General features: G+C 38.5%; 14 protein-coding genes. 10 read left to right on the forward strand and 4 right to left on the reverse strand.

Translation table 11 applies throughout. The annotated features are described in order from the left end of the window. Positions 1-7 precede the first annotated feature (7 nt). Entirely contained in the window at positions 8-1654 is a 1647-nt protein-coding gene (locus tag F2A31_RS09860; protein ID WP_150027757.1) for an AMP-binding protein, read from the reverse strand. A gap of 560 nt (positions 1655-2214) precedes the next feature. Between F2A31_RS09860 and ahcY the strand changes: the two genes are divergently transcribed. From ahcY to F2A31_RS09890, 6 genes are all read left to right on the forward strand, one after another. Then, entirely contained in the window at positions 2215-3597 is a 1383-nt protein-coding gene (gene ahcY / locus F2A31_RS09865) for an adenosylhomocysteinase (protein ID WP_004638491.1), read from the forward strand. Positions 3598-3671: 74 nt separating this feature from the next. After that, on the forward strand, positions 3672-4508 hold the full coding sequence (gene metF / locus F2A31_RS09870) for a methylenetetrahydrofolate reductase [NAD(P)H] (protein WP_004638490.1): 837 nt from the start codon (positions 3672-3674) through the stop codon (positions 4506-4508). A gap of 22 nt (positions 4509-4530) precedes the next feature. Next, a complete protein-coding gene (locus F2A31_RS09875) occupies positions 4531-5250 on the forward strand; it encodes a 16S rRNA (uracil(1498)-N(3))-methyltransferase (protein WP_150026239.1) in 720 nt (239 codons plus the stop codon). Between the two features lie 111 nt (positions 5251-5361). Beyond that, positions 5362-8211, forward strand: coding sequence for a putative bifunctional diguanylate cyclase/phosphodiesterase (locus F2A31_RS09880; RefSeq protein ID WP_150026240.1), 2850 nt, complete (start codon positions 5362-5364; stop codon positions 8209-8211). Positions 8212-8429: 218 nt separating this feature from the next. Beyond that, entirely contained in the window at positions 8430-10700 is a 2271-nt protein-coding gene (locus F2A31_RS09885) for an NADP-dependent malic enzyme (RefSeq protein ID WP_150026241.1), read from the forward strand. A gap of 93 nt (positions 10701-10793) precedes the next feature. After that, positions 10794-12020 carry a multifunctional CCA addition/repair protein gene (locus tag F2A31_RS09890; protein ID WP_150026242.1) on the forward strand — a complete coding sequence of 409 codons (1227 nt, stop codon included), beginning with the start codon at positions 10794-10796 and terminating at the stop codon, positions 12018-12020. A 131-nt stretch (positions 12021-12151) separates the two neighbouring features. On the opposite strand, the gene F2A31_RS09895 is transcribed toward F2A31_RS09890, so the two are convergent. From F2A31_RS09895 to rpsB, 3 genes are all read right to left on the reverse strand, one after another. Further along, positions 12152-12778: an aminotransferase gene (locus tag F2A31_RS09895; RefSeq protein WP_150026243.1), complete on the reverse strand. Its 627-nt coding sequence runs from the start codon at positions 12776-12778 to the stop codon at positions 12152-12154. 224 nt (positions 12779-13002) lie between these two features. Then, entirely contained in the window at positions 13003-13884 is an 882-nt protein-coding gene (gene tsf / locus F2A31_RS09900) for a translation elongation factor Ts (RefSeq protein WP_150026244.1), read from the reverse strand. Positions 13885-14023: 139 nt separating this feature from the next. After that, positions 14024-14776, reverse strand: coding sequence for a 30S ribosomal protein S2 (gene rpsB, locus F2A31_RS09905; protein ID WP_005082020.1), 753 nt, complete (start codon positions 14774-14776; stop codon positions 14024-14026). 237 nt (positions 14777-15013) lie between these two features. On the opposite strand from rpsB, the gene map reads away from it, so the two are divergent. The 4 genes from map (at position 15014) to F2A31_RS09925 (ending at position 20208) form a co-directional block, all read left to right on the forward strand. Continuing rightward, positions 15014-15838: a type I methionyl aminopeptidase gene (gene map / locus F2A31_RS09910; RefSeq protein WP_150026245.1), complete on the forward strand. Its 825-nt coding sequence runs from the start codon at positions 15014-15016 to the stop codon at positions 15836-15838. A gap of 191 nt (positions 15839-16029) precedes the next feature. Next, positions 16030-17175 (forward strand): OmpW/AlkL family protein, encoded by a 1146-nt coding sequence (locus F2A31_RS09915; RefSeq protein ID WP_004963000.1) that lies wholly within the window; start codon positions 16030-16032, stop codon positions 17173-17175. A 389-nt stretch (positions 17176-17564) separates the two neighbouring features. After that, on the forward strand, positions 17565-18911 hold the full coding sequence (locus tag F2A31_RS09920; RefSeq protein WP_150026246.1) for an MFS transporter: 1347 nt from the start codon (positions 17565-17567) through the stop codon (positions 18909-18911). A gap of 85 nt (positions 18912-18996) precedes the next feature. Then, the gene (locus F2A31_RS09925; RefSeq protein WP_171490658.1) at positions 18997-20208 is read left to right on the forward strand and encodes an alginate export family protein; all 1212 of its coding nucleotides are present in this window, start codon (positions 18997-18999) and stop codon (positions 20206-20208) included. Positions 20209-20342: the final 134 nt, after the last annotated feature.

Genomic DNA, 20342 nt, shown 5'->3' on the forward strand with positions numbered 1-20342 from the left:
CAATAACTTATTTATTTCTAAGTTCTTTCCTTAATATTTTTCCCACATTCGACTTTGGCAACTCAGATATAAATTCAATATGACGAGGTCTTTTATACGCGGTAAGATTCTCTTGTGTATAAAGCTTTATTTCATCTACGGTTAAAGAGTGATCTCTCTTTACTATAAACGCTTTCGGTACCTCACCCGATTTCTCATCTGCTACACCAACCACTGCAACTTCCATAACCTTTGGGTGTTGCGACAAAACACTCTCTATCTCGTTTGGATACACATTAAATCCTGATACTAAAATCATATCTTTTTTACGATCTAAAAGGGTGAGATATCCCCTCTCATCCATACTACCAATATCACCTGTTTTAAAGAAACCATCTGCCGTCATTACCTGGGCTGTTTCTTCAGGAAGATTCCAATAGCCTTTCATCACTTGTGGGCCACGTATAGCCACCTCACCAGCATGACCTTGAGGCAGGACATGACCTTGATCATCGATAATAATTATTTCTGTCCCAGGTGATGGAAGACCAACAGTTCCTGTAAACTTCCGTGCTTTGGGAGGATTAAATGTTACGACTGGTGACGTCTCAGACAACCCATACCCTTCACGAATTGCGCAACCGGTAATCTTTTCCCACTGATCTGCTGTAGAACGCAATATACTCATGCCCCCACCAGCTGTTATTTCTAAACGGCTATGATCCAGCGTCTTAAATTTAGGATGATGATTAAGTGCATTAAATAACGTATTTACCCCAGTGAAGGTTTGCGGTTTGTATTTATCAAAGCAGTCAACTAAGTCATCAATATCCCGTGGATTGGCAACGAGTACAGTGGTATAGCCCTTATTCAAGGTGTAATGTAATAGACAAACAGTGAATGCATAAATGTGGTACAAGGGCAAAGCGCAAATCATTGTATCGCCAGATAATGCATCTCGATTACCAAAGTAACTACAAAATACTGCATCATTCTGTAGCAAGTTACTCATAATATTTTTGTGAACTAATTCAGCACCTTTAGATACTCCTGTCGTTCCTCCGGTATACTGTAAAAGTACCGTATCCTCTAAATTAAGATTTGGACGAATATAATGATCAGCGGAAGTCTGTTTTAAAATATCGACAAATTTAAAAAGATTATTTTGGGTATTGGAAGCTTGTTCGACATCATTATTACCTAATAAATCATCTGGTGCTGTGGTGATGACATATTTAACATCAACATCCTCATGAATAGATTTATATACAGGCAACAATCCATCTAATAGGATAAGTACTGTCGCACCTGCATCATTGAGCTGGTGTTTCAATTCACGTGCCGTATAGAGTGGATTTACATTCACCAAAATCAAGCCAGCACGAACAATAGCCAGAGCAAGCAATGGGTATTGAATAATATTCGGCAACATAACTGCTATACGACTGCCTTGTGGTAAACCTAGATTTTGTAGAAATGCGGCCAACTGACGACTGTAATATTCAACCTCAGCAAATGTAAAACGTTGATCTTTGAAAATAAAAGCATCTCTATGCTGAAATTTAGCAAAACTTTTATCCCAAAAATCTAAAAGTGAAGAAGCTTCTTGAGGAAATTGAATATCAGTTGAAATATCCCATTTTTGGTATTCATTTACCCATATTTTATTAACCATCATCGTTCCTTTTCCTATCTTAATTATCCACTGTTCTATTGAATGAGTTTGATGCTGGAGCATGTGACTAACCCATCGAATACCGTTTTATCCTTTAACGGTGTCTTCTTATTAAAAGTAGAAAATATAGAAACTATATTTCGTATAACGAAATTAATATTCAATTATAAAGAAATAAAAGTCAATAGCAAAATTTAGTATCAAATTTCAAAATAAAATTTAAAAAGTATAGAATGATCCCTCATGCACCAATGGCGATGGAACAATGAGATGGCATGAAAAATTCAAAGGGCATGCTGCAAATATGAAATATCTTTTTTCTATTTTTTAGTACTTAGAGAATTAAAATAAAAAAACTATCAACCTTATATTTCATGCAAATTAACATTGGAACTTAAACGATTTCCAAGTATTATAATGCCCTAGTCGAGGGATGCTGCGACGATCGATCTACAAGAAGATCGATTTGCCAGGCTCGACGATCGGTTAAACATTCGTTTTAACCAACAACGGCATCCGCGAACAGAACGATCAATACTATTTTTTTCTAGGAGATCCTGATGAACGCGGTGAATGCTTCATTTACAGATTACAAAGTTGCTGATATTTCCCTTGCTGACTACGGTCGTAAAGAAATCAAACTTGCTGAAGCAGAAATGCCAGCTTTGATGGGTTTACGGAAGCGTTATGCAGCAGCTAAACCGCTTGCAGGTGCAAAAATTTTGGGTTGTATTCACATGACAATCCAAACAGCTGTTCTTATTGAGACATTAATTGAACTTGGTGCTGAAGTTCGTTGGACTTCATGCAACATTTTCTCAACTCAAGATCATGCTGCAGCGGCAATTGCTGCTCGTGGTATTCCAGTATTCGCGTGGAAAGGCGAAACTGAAGAAGAATATGTATGGTGCTTAGAGCAACAAATCAATGTAAATGGCAAGCCTTGGGATGCCAACATGATTTTGGACGATGGTGGTGACTTAACAGCACTTGTTCATGACAAATACCCTGCTCTTTTAGAACGTATTCACGGCATTACTGAAGAAACCACAACAGGCGTACAACGTCTATTAGAAATGTGGAAAGACGGCTCACTTAAAGTTCCAGCAATCAACGTTAATGATTCGATCACTAAATCGAAGAATGACAACAAATACGGTTGCCGCCACTCACTAAATGATGCAATTAAACGTGCAACTGACATGCTACTTTCTGGTCGTCGTGCACTTGTAATTGGTTACGGTGATGTCGGTAAAGGTTCTGCACAATCTTTACGTCAAGAAGGCATGATCGTTCGTGTAACTGAAGTTGATCCAATTTGTGCAATGCAAGCGTGCATGGATGGCTACGAAGTTGTTTCTCCATACAAAAATGGCGTACAAACTGGCAAGAAAGAAGACATCAACCATGATCTATTAGGTAATACTGATCTTGTTGTGACAACGACTGGTAACTACCATGTATGTGACGCTGCAATGTTAGATAGTCTAAAAGCAGGTGCAGTGGTTTGTAACATCGGTCACTTTGATACTGAAATCGACACTGCTTATTTACGTGGTTATAAATGGGTTGAAGTGAAGCCACAAGTACACCAAGTTTATCGCTCAGAAGACGAAAGCAATTACTTAATTCTTCTTTCAGAAGGTCGTTTAGTCAATCTTGGTAATGCAACTGGTCACCCTTCACGTGTGATGGATGGTTCTTTCGCTAACCAAGTATTGGGTCAAATGCATTTATTTGCTGAAAAATTTGCTGATCTTCCTGCTGATCAAAAGCAAGCTGCAATCCGTGTAGAAGTACTTCCTAAGAAACTAGACGAAGAAGTTGCTGCAGCGATGGTTGTTGGCTTTGGTGGTGTGTTGACACAATTAACACAAGTACAAGCAGATTACCTTGGTGTGCCTGTCGAAGGTCCATTCAAATCTGACGCTTACAAATACTAAGAAATTTAGGGCAGACGTTATACGGACTGCCCTTTTTTCTAAAAATTTCCAAGCGATTTTAAAAAGGATTTGAAATGACGAAACGTGTTCCTATTTCTTTTGAGTTTTTCCCACCAAAAACTGATGCTGGTGCAGAAAAATTAAAAGTTGTTCACCAAGAACTTCAACTGCTGAATCCAGAGTTCTTTTCCATTACTTATGGTGCTGGTGGTTCTACCCGTGAACGTACTTTAGCTGCAATTGATGATTTCAATGGTAAAGGTACGCCTGTTGCACCCCACCTTTCGTGTATCGGTGATGATAAAGTACGTATTGCCGAGCTATTAGATTTATACAAATCTCAGGGCATTGATCGCATCGTAGCACTACGTGGTGACTTACCTTCAGGTCAGGTGGGTTTAGGCGAGTTGCCTTATGCACAGGACTTGGTTCGCTTTATTCGTGAACATTCAGGCGATCACTTTCATATTGAAGTCGCAGCTTATCCTGAAATGCATCCACAAGCCGAAAGCTTCGATGCTGATATCAAACGTTTTGTAGAGAAAGTTCAAGCTGGAGCAAATGCAGGAATCACTCAATTCTTCTTCAATCCAGATGCTTATTTCTATTTCATTGAACGTCTTGAGAAAGCTGGGGTAAATATCCCAATTGCACCAGGAATCATGCCCATTACTAATGCAAGTAACTTAATTCGTTTTGCTGATGGTACAGGTGCTGAAATCCCACGCTGGATTCGTAAACAGCTTTCTGCTTACGGTGATGACAGTGCAAGCATTAAAGCTTTTGGTCATGAAGTGATTTTGAAACTCTGTGAACGTTTAATTGCTGGCGGCGCACCAACCCTTCACTTCTATTCAATGAACCAAACCGAACCAACCCGACAACTCGTTGTCGATCTTGGTCTCAACTAATTTGTAAGAGCTCTACCCAAGCATGAATCGTTTTTATATCGAAACTGAATTAAATACTGGCAAAACCATCGAACTAACAGAATCAGTGTTTCATCATTGGGTACGTGTGCTTCGCGCAAAAGAACAAGAGCAAGCCATCTTTTTCAATGGGAAAGGTGGCGAGTATCTAGTCACTTTGACAGAAATCAACAAAAAAAATGCTTTGGTGTCGATTGACCAATTTAACCCAATCGATCGGGTTGCACCTTTTAAAGTCATTTTAGGTCAAGTGATGAGTAAAGGTGATCGCATGGATTATGCGATTCAAAAAGCCACTGAACTGGGCGTCACAACAATTCAATTATTAACCAGTGACCGTTGTGAAATGCGATTAAAGTATGACCGCGATCAAAAAAAACTAGATCACTGGCAATCTATTGCAATCGCAGCCTGTGAACAATGTGGAATGAATCGCGTACCAGAAATTTTACCTCCTGTTTCACTAAATGATTGGGTTAAATCTGAGTTACCGACATCTCGTTTTGTACTTGCCCCAAATAAAGATCAAACAAATATACTACTGAACTGCACACCAGATATTGCATTATTAATTGGTCCAGAAGGTGGGCTCAGTGAAGTAGAAATCGAAACAGCAAACCAATACCAATTTATAAACTGGTGCATCGGTGATCGTGTTCTAAGAACAGAAACAGCACCTGTTGTTGCTCTATCAATTTTAAACCACCACTTTTCAAGCAAATGATTCATTTACATTGCTTTCTATTGGGTTTAACGTTAGTTTAAATAAACTCGACACTATAGTTTATAAAAAATAAAAACTGTAGGCACTGAAAAAAGAAAGGATTATTCTTGTATGTCTGGGGTTCAGAAACAAGGTTTAGCACCATTTATTTACATGGATCAAATCAATTACTCAAGTCATATCCGATCCTTTGTTCTTAGCGTATTGTGTATATGTCTTTTAGACTATGTATTATTTGGTATCTTCTATTCTTTCACCCCAAATATCTTTACGAGTTGGATCAGCATCACTGCTATTGTTTTACTAGTTTTCTTTTTTTTATGCCGTTTTTCTTTAAAATGCTATTCATCACCAGCTTTTATCAAAAAAAGCCATATTTTATTTCAAACTGTTTGTTTTATCACAGGTTTATTACTTGGCATTAACTCTATCATCATCACTTATTACCTGATCCATGATGTCCCTCAACTGACTGGCTCACATATTCTGATATTAACTGCACTATTACTAACAACATCACACATTATCGCTCTAACATTTCTAACCCAACATATTCGTTATTTTTTTCTATTTTTCATTCCAAGTGTTCTTCCACTCATTATTTCGCATCTCTTATATCGAAATAATGAACATACTTTATTTTACCTTGCGTATTATTCCACTTTCTTTGCTACGCTATTATGCGCACATGCAACATTTAAGATTCATAAACATCTTTCTCAAGTCTTAGACAAAAATAAGCAGTTAGTTGATGTTGCTGAGCAACACAATCAATGGACCGAAGAACTTTGTCAGCAATTACAACACGAAATAAATAAATCCAAAGATATTGAAGCTCAACTTCAATTTAACAACCACTTATTGGAACAAAAAGTTCGTGATCGTACCTATGATCTCACACAGATGAATGAGAGCTTAGAAGAACACCGTCAAAACTTAGCTTTTGCACATGAGACAGCCGGTATCCGCCCTTGGGAATGGAACTTAGAAGAACAAACAATTGGCATAACAAATGTTCACAACCAAGCAGTAAAACGAGATTCTGAAAACCATTACACGCTTCTACACAAAATTGTTCACCCTGATGATATTGAACGTGTAAAGAAAGCTCTATACGCTCATCTGTCTGGCGAAGCTCTACGCTATGAAGAAACTTACAGAATAAAATCCCCAAATGGTGAGTGGTCTTGGATCCATGATGTTGGACAAGTCATCCAACGCAACACTGAAAATCAAACACCATTGCGAATGGTGGGTATTCATCGAGATATTAATCAGGAGCGTAAAGACCAAGAACGCTTAAAACTTGCTGCAAGTGTTTTTGAACAGGCATCTGAAGGAATTTTTATCTTAGATGAATACTTCAATTATCTTGAAGTCAATCCTAAATATGAGCAAATCACTGAGCTCGATAAACAAGTCATTTTAGGCAAACAACTTTTTGAAATTACGAAGCAAAATAAATTACATCATCAAAACTTCCAGCTTTCTATTCTCGATACATTAAGCCAAGAACATGAGTATGAAGGCGAATTCCAAGAAACCTATCACTCCGAAAAATCATGTTTTTTATGGATGCATATTAATGCTGTAAAAGATGAACATGATCGAGTAATTAATTACATTGGTATCGTTTCTGATCAAACCGAACGAAAGCATCAGGAACAAAGATTATCTTATCTTACCAACTATGACACACTAACAGACTTGCCAAATCGGTTCTATTATCAGCAGCAATTACATCAATATTTAGTGAATGAGGCTGCCATTCAACATCTCGCCGTTATTCGCTTGAACATTGATCGCTTCCGGACCCTAAATGAACTGGTGAGCAACCAAGCTGGTAATGAGTTACTTAAACAGGTGGCTCAAAGATTGCGTATTAGCAATATTGATGCGCTATTAGTTGCACATTTAAGTGCAGATGATTTTGCAATTATTTATGAAATGTCCCCTTTACATCCACCCATTCATCAATTGTGTAACAATATTGTCGAAAACTTTAGTCAACCGTTTTATATTGCTGATCAAGAATACTTTGTAAGTGTTTCAATCGGTGTAGCTATGTTTCCAGAACATGGTCGTCAGGTTGATAATTTAAATACTCATGCCGAACAAGCACTGAATGAAGCCAAACGTTTAGGTGGCAATACAATACGTTACTATTCAAATGAAAGGGCTGATTTAGCTGCACGCTATTCAGATTTAGAACTGGATTTGAGAAAAGCACTTCAAAATAATGAACTTGTTGTTTATTACCAACCCAAGATGACTGCTCACGACAATCTAGTGAATGGTTTCGAGGCACTTATACGATGGGAACACCCAAGTAAGGGTCTCATCATGCCTGATATCTTTATCCCCTTAGCAGAGAGCACCAGCTTAATTTCAGATATCGGACAATTTGTATTACACGAAGCAGCAAAACAACTTCAGCAATGGTTAGATCTTGGTTACTCACAAATCCATATCGCAGTCAATATCGTGGTACAGCAAGTGTTACGTGGACAATTATTACATGATATAGATACAATTTTATCGCAATATAAAATCTCTGGGCATCATTTAGAATTAGAAATCACAGAATCAGCTTTCTTAGAAAATACAGAAACCGTTAAAACGGTTTTGGAAGCATTAAAAGATCGTCATATTTCGATTGCTTTAGACGATTTCGGCACTGGATATTCATCTCTTGCTTATTTGACCGAATACCCTATTGATACCCTAAAAATTGACCGTGCTTTTATTTCCAAGATTGGTGATCCCAAACAAGATGCGATCGTTAATGCCATGATCGCAATGGGAAAAACAATTGGCTTAAAAGTCGTAGCTGAAGGTGTAGAAACCCACCAACAAAGAGATTACTTGAGAAAACAAAATTGTGACATCTTACAGGGTTACTTATTTGCCAAGCCATTAACAGCTTTAGAAGCGACCAAATACCTACAGCAACATAGTTAACTGTCAACTGCAAGATCTTACATTTACGGATAGTTTTTGCGACTTTAACCCTTTATTTTTCGTTAAAAAAAATTTGTCAATAAGTCGTATCATTCAGTGAAAATAAGCTATTTTGACTGGGCTAAAGCATGAACTAGTGCTATATTCTTGTGCACTTATCTTAATATAATCTTCAGTCATATATATGCCTGATTATTATCGGAACAATCGAGACTCAGATGGACGATCAATCTTTAAAACAAGCCGCTTTGTATTACCATGAATTTCCTACTCCTGGAAAAATCAGTGTGACACCTAGCAAGCAGCTCGTTAACCAACGAGATTTAGCGCTTGCATATTCCCCAGGTGTTGCAGCTCCATGTTTAGAAATCGAACGTGACCCTTCTGCCGCTGCTAAATACACAGCGCGCGGTAATTTGGTTGCCGTCGTGAGTAATGGTACAGCTGTTCTTGGTTTAGGGAACATTGGTCCTTTAGCATCCAAACCTGTTATGGAAGGTAAAGGCGTACTTTTCAAAAAATTCGCAGGTGTTGATGTCTTTGATATTGAAATCGCGGAAAATGATCCAGATAAAATCGTTGATATCGTTGCTGCATTAGAACCAACATTTGGTGGTATCAACCTTGAAGATATCAAGGCACCAGAATGTTTCTATATCGAGAAAAAATTACGTGAACGCATGAAGATTCCTGTGTTCCATGATGATCAACATGGCACAAGTATTATCGTTGGTTCAGCATTACTCAACGCACTACAAATCGTAAATAAAAAGATCGATGAAATTAAAATTGTCGCTTCAGGGGCAGGTGCTGCTGCATTGTCATGCCTTGATTTGTTATGTGCTCTAGGCGTAAATAAAGAAAATATTATTGTTGCTGACTCTCGTGGTCTACTTACAACTTCTCGTGATGGACTGGATGATTCGAAGAAGCGCTATGTTCAAGACATTCAAGCAACTCAGTTAAATGAAGTGATTGCTGGTGCAGACATGTTCTTGGGTCTTTCAGCTGCAGGTATCTTAACCAAAGAAATGGTTAAAGAAATGGCTGAAAATCCAATCATTTTTGCACTCGCAAACCCAGATCCAGAGATCTTACCTGAACATGCGCATGAAGTACGCCCAGATGCAATTATGGCAACAGGTCGTTCAGATTATCCAAACCAAGTGAATAATGCACTTTGTTTCCCATATATCTTCCGTGGCGCATTAGATGTTGGTGCAACCACAATTAACGAAGAAATGAAAATCGCATGTGTACATGCAATCGCACGCATGGCCCACGTAGAGGCGGATGCAGCAACTTATGGTGAAAAATCTGCATCATTTGGTCGTGATTATTTAATTCCACGCCCACTTGATCAACGTTTAATTTTGGAAATTGCACCAGCTGTTGCCAAAGCAGCAATGGACTCTGGTGTTGCAACCCGCCCAATCGAAGATTTCTCAGCATATCGCCAAAGACTTTCTGAGTTTGTTTATAACTCAGCATTCTTAATGAAACCAATCTTCGCTCAGGCAAAAACTGATCCTAAACGCATTGCTTATGCTGAAGGTGAAGATGAACGCGTATTACGTGCAGTTCAAATCGCTGTTGATGAAGGCTTAGCTAAACCAATCTTGGTCGGTCGCACAACTGTAATCGAAGCAAATATTAAAAAGTTAGGTTTACGCTTGCAACATGGTGTAAATATTGAAATTGTTGATCAAGAACAAAACCCTCTTTATGAAGAGTTTTGGAAAGATTACTACCAAACAATGCAACGTAAAGGCGTAACTGTTGAATATGCACAACGCGAAGCTCGTCGCCGTTCAACATTGATTGCAGCTCTACTTGTGAAATTTGGTAAAGCCGATGGTATGCTTTGTGGTACTTACAGTAGCTATGATATTCATTTAGATTTTGTTCGTAATGTGATCGGTCTAAAAGAAGGTCGCAGTACATTCTTTACCTTAAATGCATTAATGCTCGAAGATCGTAATTTATTTATTGCAGATACTTATGTAAATACCAACCCAACAGCTGCTCAATTGGCTGAGATGACCATTCTTGCTGCAGAAGAAGTACGCCGCTTTGGTATTACACCACGCGTCGCCCTCCTCTCTCATTCTAGTTTTGGTAGCGATCAAACAGATCCTAGCGCCCAAAAAATGCGTGAAGTCTATCGTTTACTCGCAGAACAAGCACCTGATTTAGAGGTTGAGGGTGAAATGCATGGTGATGCAGCACTTGATGAAAATATTCGTCATTTTGCATTCCCTAATTCGCGCTATAAAGGCTCAGCAAACTTGTTAATTATGCCAAACCTAGATGCCGCTAACATTTCTTTTAACCTGTTAAAAGCAACATCTGGAAATAATGTAACAATTGGTCCTATCCTATTAGGTGCTGCTAAACCAGTTCATATTTTGACACCAACTGCAACAACGCGTCGTTTGATCAATATGACAGCATTAACTGTTGCCGAAATTCAACAGAGCCAAAACTAATTTTTAAGAGAAGCTTGCCTAGAAAAGCTCCTCTTGAGACTTGAGAAAACCTCTATTCTGTAGCATGATTGTGTGAAGAATAGAGGTTTTTTCATGCAAGTTTATTTAGTAGGCGGTGCTGTTCGAGATCATTTACTTGGGCACCCCTATCACGAAAAAGATTATGTAGTGGTCGGTGCAACACCTGAGCAATTGCTTGCTAAAGGCTATCAACCTGTTGGCAAAGACTTCCCCGTATTTTTACACCCAGAAACAAAAGAAGAATATGCACTTGCACGTACAGAAAGAAAATCGGGTATTGGCTATCATGGTTTCCAGTTTTTCACTGATGCAAATGTTACTCTCGAAGATGATCTTATCCGAAGAGATTTAACCATTAATGCCATGGCTATGGATGAAAATGGTCAGGTATACGATCCATATGGTGGACAGAAAGACTTAGCAGAAAAAATTCTTCGCCATGTTTCTGATGCATTTACAGAAGATCCTCTACGTGTGCTTCGGGTTGCGCGATTTGCTGCGCGATACACACCTTATGGCTTTAAAATTGCAGAGAATACATTGCAATTAATGCAAGAAATCTCAAAGTCTGGTGAACTAAATGCACTTACACCTGAACGTGTTTGGAAAGAAACAGCTCGTGCTTTAATGGAAGATCATGCAGATGTATATTTCCAAATTCTTAAAGATTGTGATGCTTTAAAAATTTTATTTCCCGAAATTGATGCACTTTTTGGTGTACCGCAGCGACCAGAATTCCACCCTGAAATTGATTGTGGCATTCATACTTTAATGGCACTACAACAAGCATGTCAGGCCAATTATACTTTGGATGTCCGCTTTGCAGTACTCGTTCATGACTTAGGGAAAGCACTCACCCCTATAGAAGAGCTTCCTAGACACATTATGCATGAAGAGCGTGGAATACAGCCCGTTACTACGCTATGTGATCGATTAAAAGTTCCTACACATATAAAAAATCTAGCGCTCACCGTATGTAAAGAGCATTTGAAATGCCATCAAGCAAAGAATCTAAAACCAGGAACGTTATGGCGCTTTCTACAACGTTTGGATGTACTGCGCCGCCCTGATAAAGTTAGAGCTTTCGTTCAAGCTTGTGAATGTGATGCAAAAGGTCGCCTTGGTATGGAAGAACGCCCATATCCCCAAGCTCAATTTATTTTAGATGCGATGGACATTGTAAGAAATATTCGTGCCCAAGATTTACCAGAACACATTAAAGGCCCTGAAATTGGTGAAATGCTAGTTCAATATAGGATTGAAGCATTAGCAAAATTTAAAGAGCAATACGGCGAATAAAGCTATTCAATACCTCACCATCACATGATCCCACAGTTCAAGCTTTACACTAGATCTCTTGTACATAATTCTTATCGCTCTTTGTATTTTTTCTCATCGTTAAGAAACACAAAGAGCTAAAAATAGGGCCATTATTTCGTCAACAATACAGGATCTTCAATGTTGTAACCTGTTTCAAAAGGAATACCGAGATATTCGACTGTTACAAGCATATTTTTACTATGAGGCACTTTATAGACTTTGGCTATATTTAACTCTTCCTTGTAGCTATCAGCTGTCTGCGGCTTGCTTTTTAGGCAAAAGCTTTTAACCTGATATTGATATGACCATTTATCAATAGGTATTTCAGGATCATACCATGCTTTTGCCTCTCCTTTTTTAACAGATAATAATTGAATATGAGCCTTACTCTTATGTATAGGCTGAAGTGGCAATAAACGCTTCTGAATTTTCGCAATTTCTATATCAAATTGCGTACTATTTTGATCATAATCAATTAATTTAGTTTTAGGATTAATATAAAGTGAATCAACTTGGATCAGCTTAGTTGGATTGGTGCCATTTAATTGATAATAATAAAGTTGAGGTAAACGTCCCCGCCCATCTTCAAAATGTCGCATGAGATAAATTTTTTGAGCTTTGCGATCCAACCCTAGAACTTCAATATGTTGTGGTCCACCCACCGTGGCATAAACTGGCAAAGATAAACATGACAAAAAAATTGTACTGAGAAGAATTTTTGGCATAGGCATGGACATATTGAACTCCAAATTAATTTTTATACTTAAAACCACTATATTGAGTTTTTAATGAAGAAAATGTTATTTTTTCTATTTCAAGCTTTTATTTTAATGAGACTGAAAATTTATTTTATAGCGAGTTACACCGTTCCCACACCACAATAATATATTGTTCTCCAATAAAAAAACCCAGTCTAAAATAATGACTGGGTTTTTTATAACTTTTACTTATTCAGTAAAAATTATTGAGCAGCAGCAGCAGCTTGAGCAGCAGCAACTTCATCAGCAAAGCTCATTTCAGCTTTCTTCTCAATACCTTCACCTACTTCGAAGCGAGTGAATTGAGCAACAACTGTACCAGTCGCTTTTAATACATCAGCAACTTTCTTGTCGTTATCAATAACATACATTTGACGATCAAGTGCTACTTCGTTCAAGTATTTCTCAACTGAACCAGTAACCATTTTCTCAACGATGTTTGCAGGCTTACCAGATTCTAAAGCTTTTGCTTCAGCAATTTCTTTCTCTTTAGCGATCAAGTCAGCTGGAACAGCTTCAGCATTTACTGCAACTGGGTTGAACGCAGCAACGTGCATTGCAATACCTTTACCAGTATCAGCATCACCAGTGTAAGAAACTACAACACCGATTTTTAAACCGTGCTTGTAAATAGCCAAGTTTTCGCCTTCAACGATATGAGCACGACGTACTTGGATGTTTTCACCGATTTTTTGAACAAGTGCAACACGCGCTTCTTCAACAGTAGAACCATCTTCAAGTTTAAGTTCAGCAATTTTCGCAGCATCAGTTTCATTTGCAGCAAGTGCAGCTGTAGCCACTTTATCAGAGAAGTTTTTGAAGTTTTCGTCTTTTGCAACGAAGTCAGTTTGACAGTTAACTTCAACAAGAATCGCTTTATTACCGTTTTGAACGATTGTGATCGCACCATCAGCAGCAATGTTACCTGCTTTTTTAGCAGCTTTTGCTTGACCTGATTTACGAAGGTTATCAATCGCAAGCTCAATGTCACCGCCTGCTTCTGTCAATGCTTTTTTGCATTCCATCATTGCAAGACCAGTACGGTCACGTAATTCTTTTACCATGCTCGCAGTAACTGCAGTCATGTTGATCTCCTAAAATCGGTAGAATATAAATCTGTTCAACAAAAACGGCCCAAAGTTTTCTCTGGGCCGCTTTGCTTTCTCGACGCTCAATTTGTCATCATTTTAAATCACAAAAATGACAAGCTTGCGTCAAAACGCATTAAGCCTCAGGAGCTTCTTTAGCAGCTTCTTCGCCTTTCGCTTGTGCATTCGCTTGTGATTGAGCGTATTCTTTACCAGCAAGAATCGCATCAGCCATAGCTGAAGCATACAAAGTAACTGCACGGATCGCATCATCGTTACCCGGAATAACGTAATCAACGTTGTCTGGGTTAGAGTTTGTATCAACGATACCGATTACAGGAATACCTAAGTTTTTAGCTTCTTTAATTGCAATCGCTTCGTGATCAACGTCGATTACAAATAATGCGTCAGGTAAACCACCCATGTTTTTAACGCCGCCTAAAGCACGTTCAAGTTTTTCCATCTCACGAGTACGTTCTAAAGCTTCACGTTTAGTAAGCTTAGCAAAAGTACCGTCTTGAGATTGAGTTTGAAGATCTTTTAAACGGTTGATAGATTGGCGAAGTGTTTTCCAGTTCGTCAACATACCACCTAACCAACGGTGATCTACATATGGTTGACCAGCGCGTTGAGCTTGTTCACGGATGATGTTAGAAGCAGCACGTTTCGTACCAACGAATAATACTTTGTTCTTTTTGCTCGCCAAGTTGTTAACGAAGTTCAATGCATCATTTAACGCAGGAACAGTGTGCTCAAGGTTGATGATGTGAATTTTGTTACGCGCGCCAAAAATGTATTGACGCATTTTTGGGTTCCAGAAACGAGTTTGGTGACCAAAGTGTGCGCCTGCTTGAAGAAGGTCGCGCATGCTTACGTTGTAATCTGCCATTTTCTTTACCTTAAAGTTTGGGTTAGGCCTCCATATATCCGCATTCTCCACCTATTGCTAGGCACCCAGAGTAATGTGACGATATATGTGCGGATTTTTTTACGACTATTTATTATCAAATAATTCCGTAAAAGCCTCCAATAAAAATAAAGAAGATTTGTCACGAAAAGCATTTGATAAAATAGGCGGCTATTTATACCATAGACACTTGCAAATTACCAAAAGTTTTTAGAGATCATGAATACAACTTATACAGCTCCTCGTCGATTAATTAAAACACCTGAAGAAATTGAAAAGATGCGTGTTGCAGGGAAATTGGCTGCTGAAGTTTTAGACATGATTAAGCCGCATATCAAAGCGGGTGTGAGTACGTTAGAACTCGATACAATCTGTCGCAACCATATAGAAAATGTACAACAGGCTATTCCTGCATGTGTGGGTTATGGCGCAGCTCCGGGTCGCCCTGCTTTCCAGCACTCGATTTGTACATCTGTAAACCATGTCGTTTGTCATGGTATTCCATCTGAAAATAAAATTTTAAAGAACGGTGACATTCTAAATATTGACGTCACTGTTATTAAAGATGGTTATCATGGCGATACCAATATGATGTATATCGTTGGAGGGGAAACATCGATCCTTGCAAATCGTCTGTGCTCTGTCGCACAAGAAGCAATGTATCGTGGTATGGCTACAGTTAAAGATGGTTCATATCTTGGCGATATTGGGTATGCTATCCAGCAATATGTAGAGTCTGAGCGCTTTAGTGTTGTCCGTGAATATTGTGGTCATGGTATTGGCAATGTATTCCATGACGAACCTCAAGTGTTACATTATGGACAAAAAGGTACAGGAATGCGTTTAGAGGCAGGAATGACCTTCACTATTGAACCAATGGTCAATGCAGGTGTCTGGCAAACCAAACTTTTGGGTGACAAATGGACTGTTGTTACCAAAGATCATAAATTGTCTGCTCAATACGAACACACCATCTTAGTGACTGAGACTGGAATTGAAGTATTGACAGCTCGCCCTGAAGAAGATCTTTCACGTTTTCAATAATTCATTTTTAAGGGTGGGTACTTAAGTACCCACCCTTTTTAGCGTAAAAATCACTCAATTTTAATCTAATTACTACAATTTTTTTCATAGTTATAACAATTATAAATTCTATCTAAACAAATTCTGCATAAAAAAACGTTATGGTGAGCGCAAGAAAAATCCTTACAAACTTTAGGACATGGAGTCCCAAGATGATGAAGAAGTCATTTGCATGCCTGATTACAACAGGTTTATGTGCCCTTCCTACACTTACTTTTGCAGATTCACCATATTTTAGCCTCAAAGATGGAGATGGGTTTAAGCGCTTCTCTATTTCAGCTGGTCCCCTATATGTAAAACCAACGGGTAAAGGACAACCTATACGTGTAAATACCTCTGTTGCAGAGGGAACCAAAACCAAAGTTGGAGATGTCAAAGGCGATTCTGTATTAGACGCGATTGATGAATCACAACCAGAAGCTACAGCTAAAAAAGCTATATTAAAAGGCGTTCTTGATCTAGAAAGACATACACTCCTTAATTTGGGTAAAGAAGGTATTGTCTCTTATAAAGGTGATGATGGAGCACAGTACCTCAGAGCGAGCACTGCAGGTACAGCAGAAATCAATGGTTTATCTTCATGGGAAAATCAAGGTACAGGTCTTGAAGCCGATGATGTTCTAACCTTAGGGATCATGACAAGTTATCATTTTACAGATAATCTGTCGTTGGAAGTTAAAGCTGGTATCCCTCCTAAAGTAGATATTCAAGGTAAAGGAAAAATTTATGCACCTTTAACAGGGATCGCTACTCCAGAAGGATTAGGTGTAGTAGTTGGTGATCTTCCATTAAAGAAAGATATTTTCATTACGGACTTAGAAGCCCATAAAAAGACATCTTCCGCACGTGCTTGGACACCTGCATTCGAACTCCAATACCGCTTTGGAAAAACCGGTATAAATAAATTTAGACCATATGTTGGTTTAGGGCTCATGTATGCTTACTTCAGTGAACTAGAAATGAACCCAGACTTGGAAAAAGATCTTGTCAATGCTGGTCATATGATTGTCAATATTAAAGACGGTAAAGCTGGCGCAGCTCTAGACCAGAAAAAAAGCTCAGGAAATCCAAAAGTTAAGTTAGATGCTTCAGATACTTTTGCTCCTGTAGCAACGGTTGGTTTTACCTATGATTTTAATGAAAAATGGTACGCTGTAGGCTCTGTATCTTATGCTCACTTAAGTACTGATGCTACTATTACTGTGAATGATTCAAAATATGGGGAATTAATTAAAGCCAAAGCAGATATCGAAATTAATCCTATTTTAGGTTATGCAGGTATCGGCTACCGCTTCTAATCTTTTCCTTCTAAAAGCAGCTTCGGCTGCTTTTTTTATGATCGCTATATTTTAAGCCACACTGTATAAAAAAGATGCACCATTTAAAAACAACTCACACAATATTGTCTTACAGTTTTTAGAATATCTACTCCTTTAAAATTTAATAAGCGCCTATCGCTGAATCCAAAACAATGAAAACCAAAATATTAGCCATTTAAATTAATACCTTAAATTATTCTTTTGGTTAAATATTTTTATTGGCACATCCCTTGCTTATTTCATAGCATATAGAATCAATGTCGATTCAAAAAATTGTTGGCGGCCAAAGACGTCCGTTCTGTTCTGTTTGTAAGCATAACTTTGTTTAGCTTACGAAATGGTAATTCGTTCAGTTCAGGGGGAAGGCAATGTCTTCAAATATGAATCTAGATGCAAAGAAAGCAACTGAAATAAAACTATTTAGCTTCTCCACTCCAGCAATGCGTGCATTCCATATGACATGGCTGGCTTTTTTTGTGTGCTTCTTTGCATGGTTTGCATGCGCACCACTTATGCCTGTAATTGCAGGTGAATTTAATTTAACCAAAGCCCAAATTGCAAACATCAATATTGCAGCTGTTGCAATCACCATTGTTATCCGTCTTATTGTCGGTCCGCTATGTGACAAATATGGACCACGCAAGACCTATACCGCCCTATTGATTCTTGGCAGTATTCCTGTGTTTGGTGTTGCTGCAGCCAATACCTATGAATCCTTTCTATTTTTCCGCCTTTTAATTGGAGCGATTGGAGCAAGTTTTGTTATTACCCAATACCATACCAGTGTGATGTTCGCACCAAATGTTGTTGGCACTGCAAATGCCGCTGCAGCAGGTTGGGGAAATGCAGGTGGTGGTGCAACACAAGCCATCATGCCTCTCATTCTAGGTGCAATCATCATGTTTGGTGTGGAGCAAGCAATGGGCTGGCGTATCGCATTACTTGTTCCAGGAATCATGATGGTAATCGTGGGTATACTTTACTGGAAACTAACACAAGATAGTCCACAAGGTAACTTTAAAGAATTACGTGAACAAGGCATTGATGCTGGTAATACAAAAAAAGGTGGAACTGCTATCTTGATGCAAGCAGCACGTAATTATCGTGTCTGGATTTTATTTATCTCCTATGCTGCATGTTTCGGTATTGAAATTTTTATCCATAATATTGCCGCAATGTACTATGTGGACCACTTTAATATGGGCTTGAAGGAAGCTGGACTAACAGCCGGAATCTTCGGCCTTCTGGCACTATTTGCTCGCGCATTGGGTGGTATCGTTTCTGACAAAGTGGCTGCCAATAAAGGGTTAGATGGACGTACACGCATCCTCTTCTTACTTATCTTGGGTGAAGGATTGTTCCTCATCATTTTTTCTCAAATGAATACCGTCATACTTGCTGTACTTGCCATGACCGTTTTTGCACTATTTACTCATATGGCATGTGGTGCGACTTATGCACTCGTACCATTTATTGATCGTGATGCACTCGGCGGTGTGGCTGGCATTATTGGTGCAGGTGGTAACGTAGGTGCCGTCGCTGCAGGATTCCTTCTCAAAGGTTTGCTCGACATCCAAACTTGTCTCATGATCCTAGGCTGCCTTGTAACTGTTGCCGCATTCAGTGTCATTCTGATCCGCTTCTCAGTCGAACATAAAGAACAAGAACAACATCTGTTTAAGCAAGCACTGCTTGAACGTAACTCAACCGCTTAATTCAACGCTGTTCTAAGAGGGATGTGCTTATTCACATCCCCTCCTAACCAACTCACGTCTCATTTTTAACTCTAGGGGAAATATGATGAAAATCATTTCAATTTCTTTGATCGCACTCGGCTGTATTTCTACAACTCATTTATTTGCCAATAGCGATTTATTAACAAATACCAAGCTTTCACTGGATAGTCGCTTACGTTTTGAGATGGTTGATCAAGACAACCCATTAAAAAAAGCTGAAGCTGCGACATTACGTATACGACCTGCACTACAAACAGGCTCATGGCAGGGCTTGAGCCTATATGCACAAGGCGAGGCAAACATTGAACTCAATGATCATTTTAATAGCACTCGAAACAGTGAAACCACATATAGTACTGTTCCTGATCCCAAAAACTTAGATCTTAATCAGTTATATATAAATTATAACAGTTCCAAGTTTGATGCCCGATTAGGTCGGCAAGTTATCAATCTAGATAATCAACGCTTTATTGGTTCTGTTGGTTGGCGTCAAAATGAACAAAGTTACGATGCAATTAGCTTCAATTTTAAAGCAGATCCAAAACTCCAGTTCTACTATGCTTATATTGAACAGGTAAACACAATCTTTGGTAGTGAAACAGCTAAACCAGTTGCATTAAAAGCTCAAGATGGTAAACAAGATAGTCAAATCCATTTAGCACAAATTAAATACAGCTATAGCCCTCAGTTCAATGCCGTACTCTATGGCTACTTTCTTGACTTTGAAGACCTCAATGCTTGGTCAAATCAAAGCTATGGTCTTCGTTTCACAGGGAAGCACAAAAACTTCCGCTATAGTGCTGAATATGCAAAACAACAGGACTATGCAGATCAACCATTAACATACGATACTGATTATTATGCTTTAGAACTTGGCTACCAAGTTTCTGGACAGAAACCGCTTGGTGAAGTTGCAATTGGTTATGAAGTTTTAAGTAGTGACGAAGGTAAAATTGCTTTTCAAACTCCACTTGCAACTAAACATCGCTTCAATGGCTGGAGTGACCTGTTCTTAAATACACCAGCCAATGGTTTACGTGATCTTTATATAAGCTCAAGTTTTAATATATTCAGCAAAGGTAAATTAGCAACCGAGCTGCATCATTACCGAAGTGATATAAAAGGATTAAACTATGGCCAAGAATTTTCTTTTTCCTATGGTCAAGCATTACCAATCAAGGGGTTATCTGGATTAGCAAAATTTTCCAGCTATCAAGCTGAAGATTTTGGTGTAGATACCGAAAAGCTTTGGTTACAGTTGGATTATAAATTTTAAAAAAAATTTTTATTGCTGATTCAATAGATTGAATTGGATTACATCAAAACTTTGACAGTTGTCATCAAATTATCAAATTTGGATGATTTAATAAAAAATAAAAAGCCTATAAAAGCGCAAAAAGCCTGTTGATC

It is taken from the genome of Acinetobacter suaedae, assembly GCF_008630915.1.
In the GTDB taxonomy this organism is placed as follows: Bacteria; Pseudomonadota; Gammaproteobacteria; order Pseudomonadales; family Moraxellaceae; genus Acinetobacter; species Acinetobacter suaedae.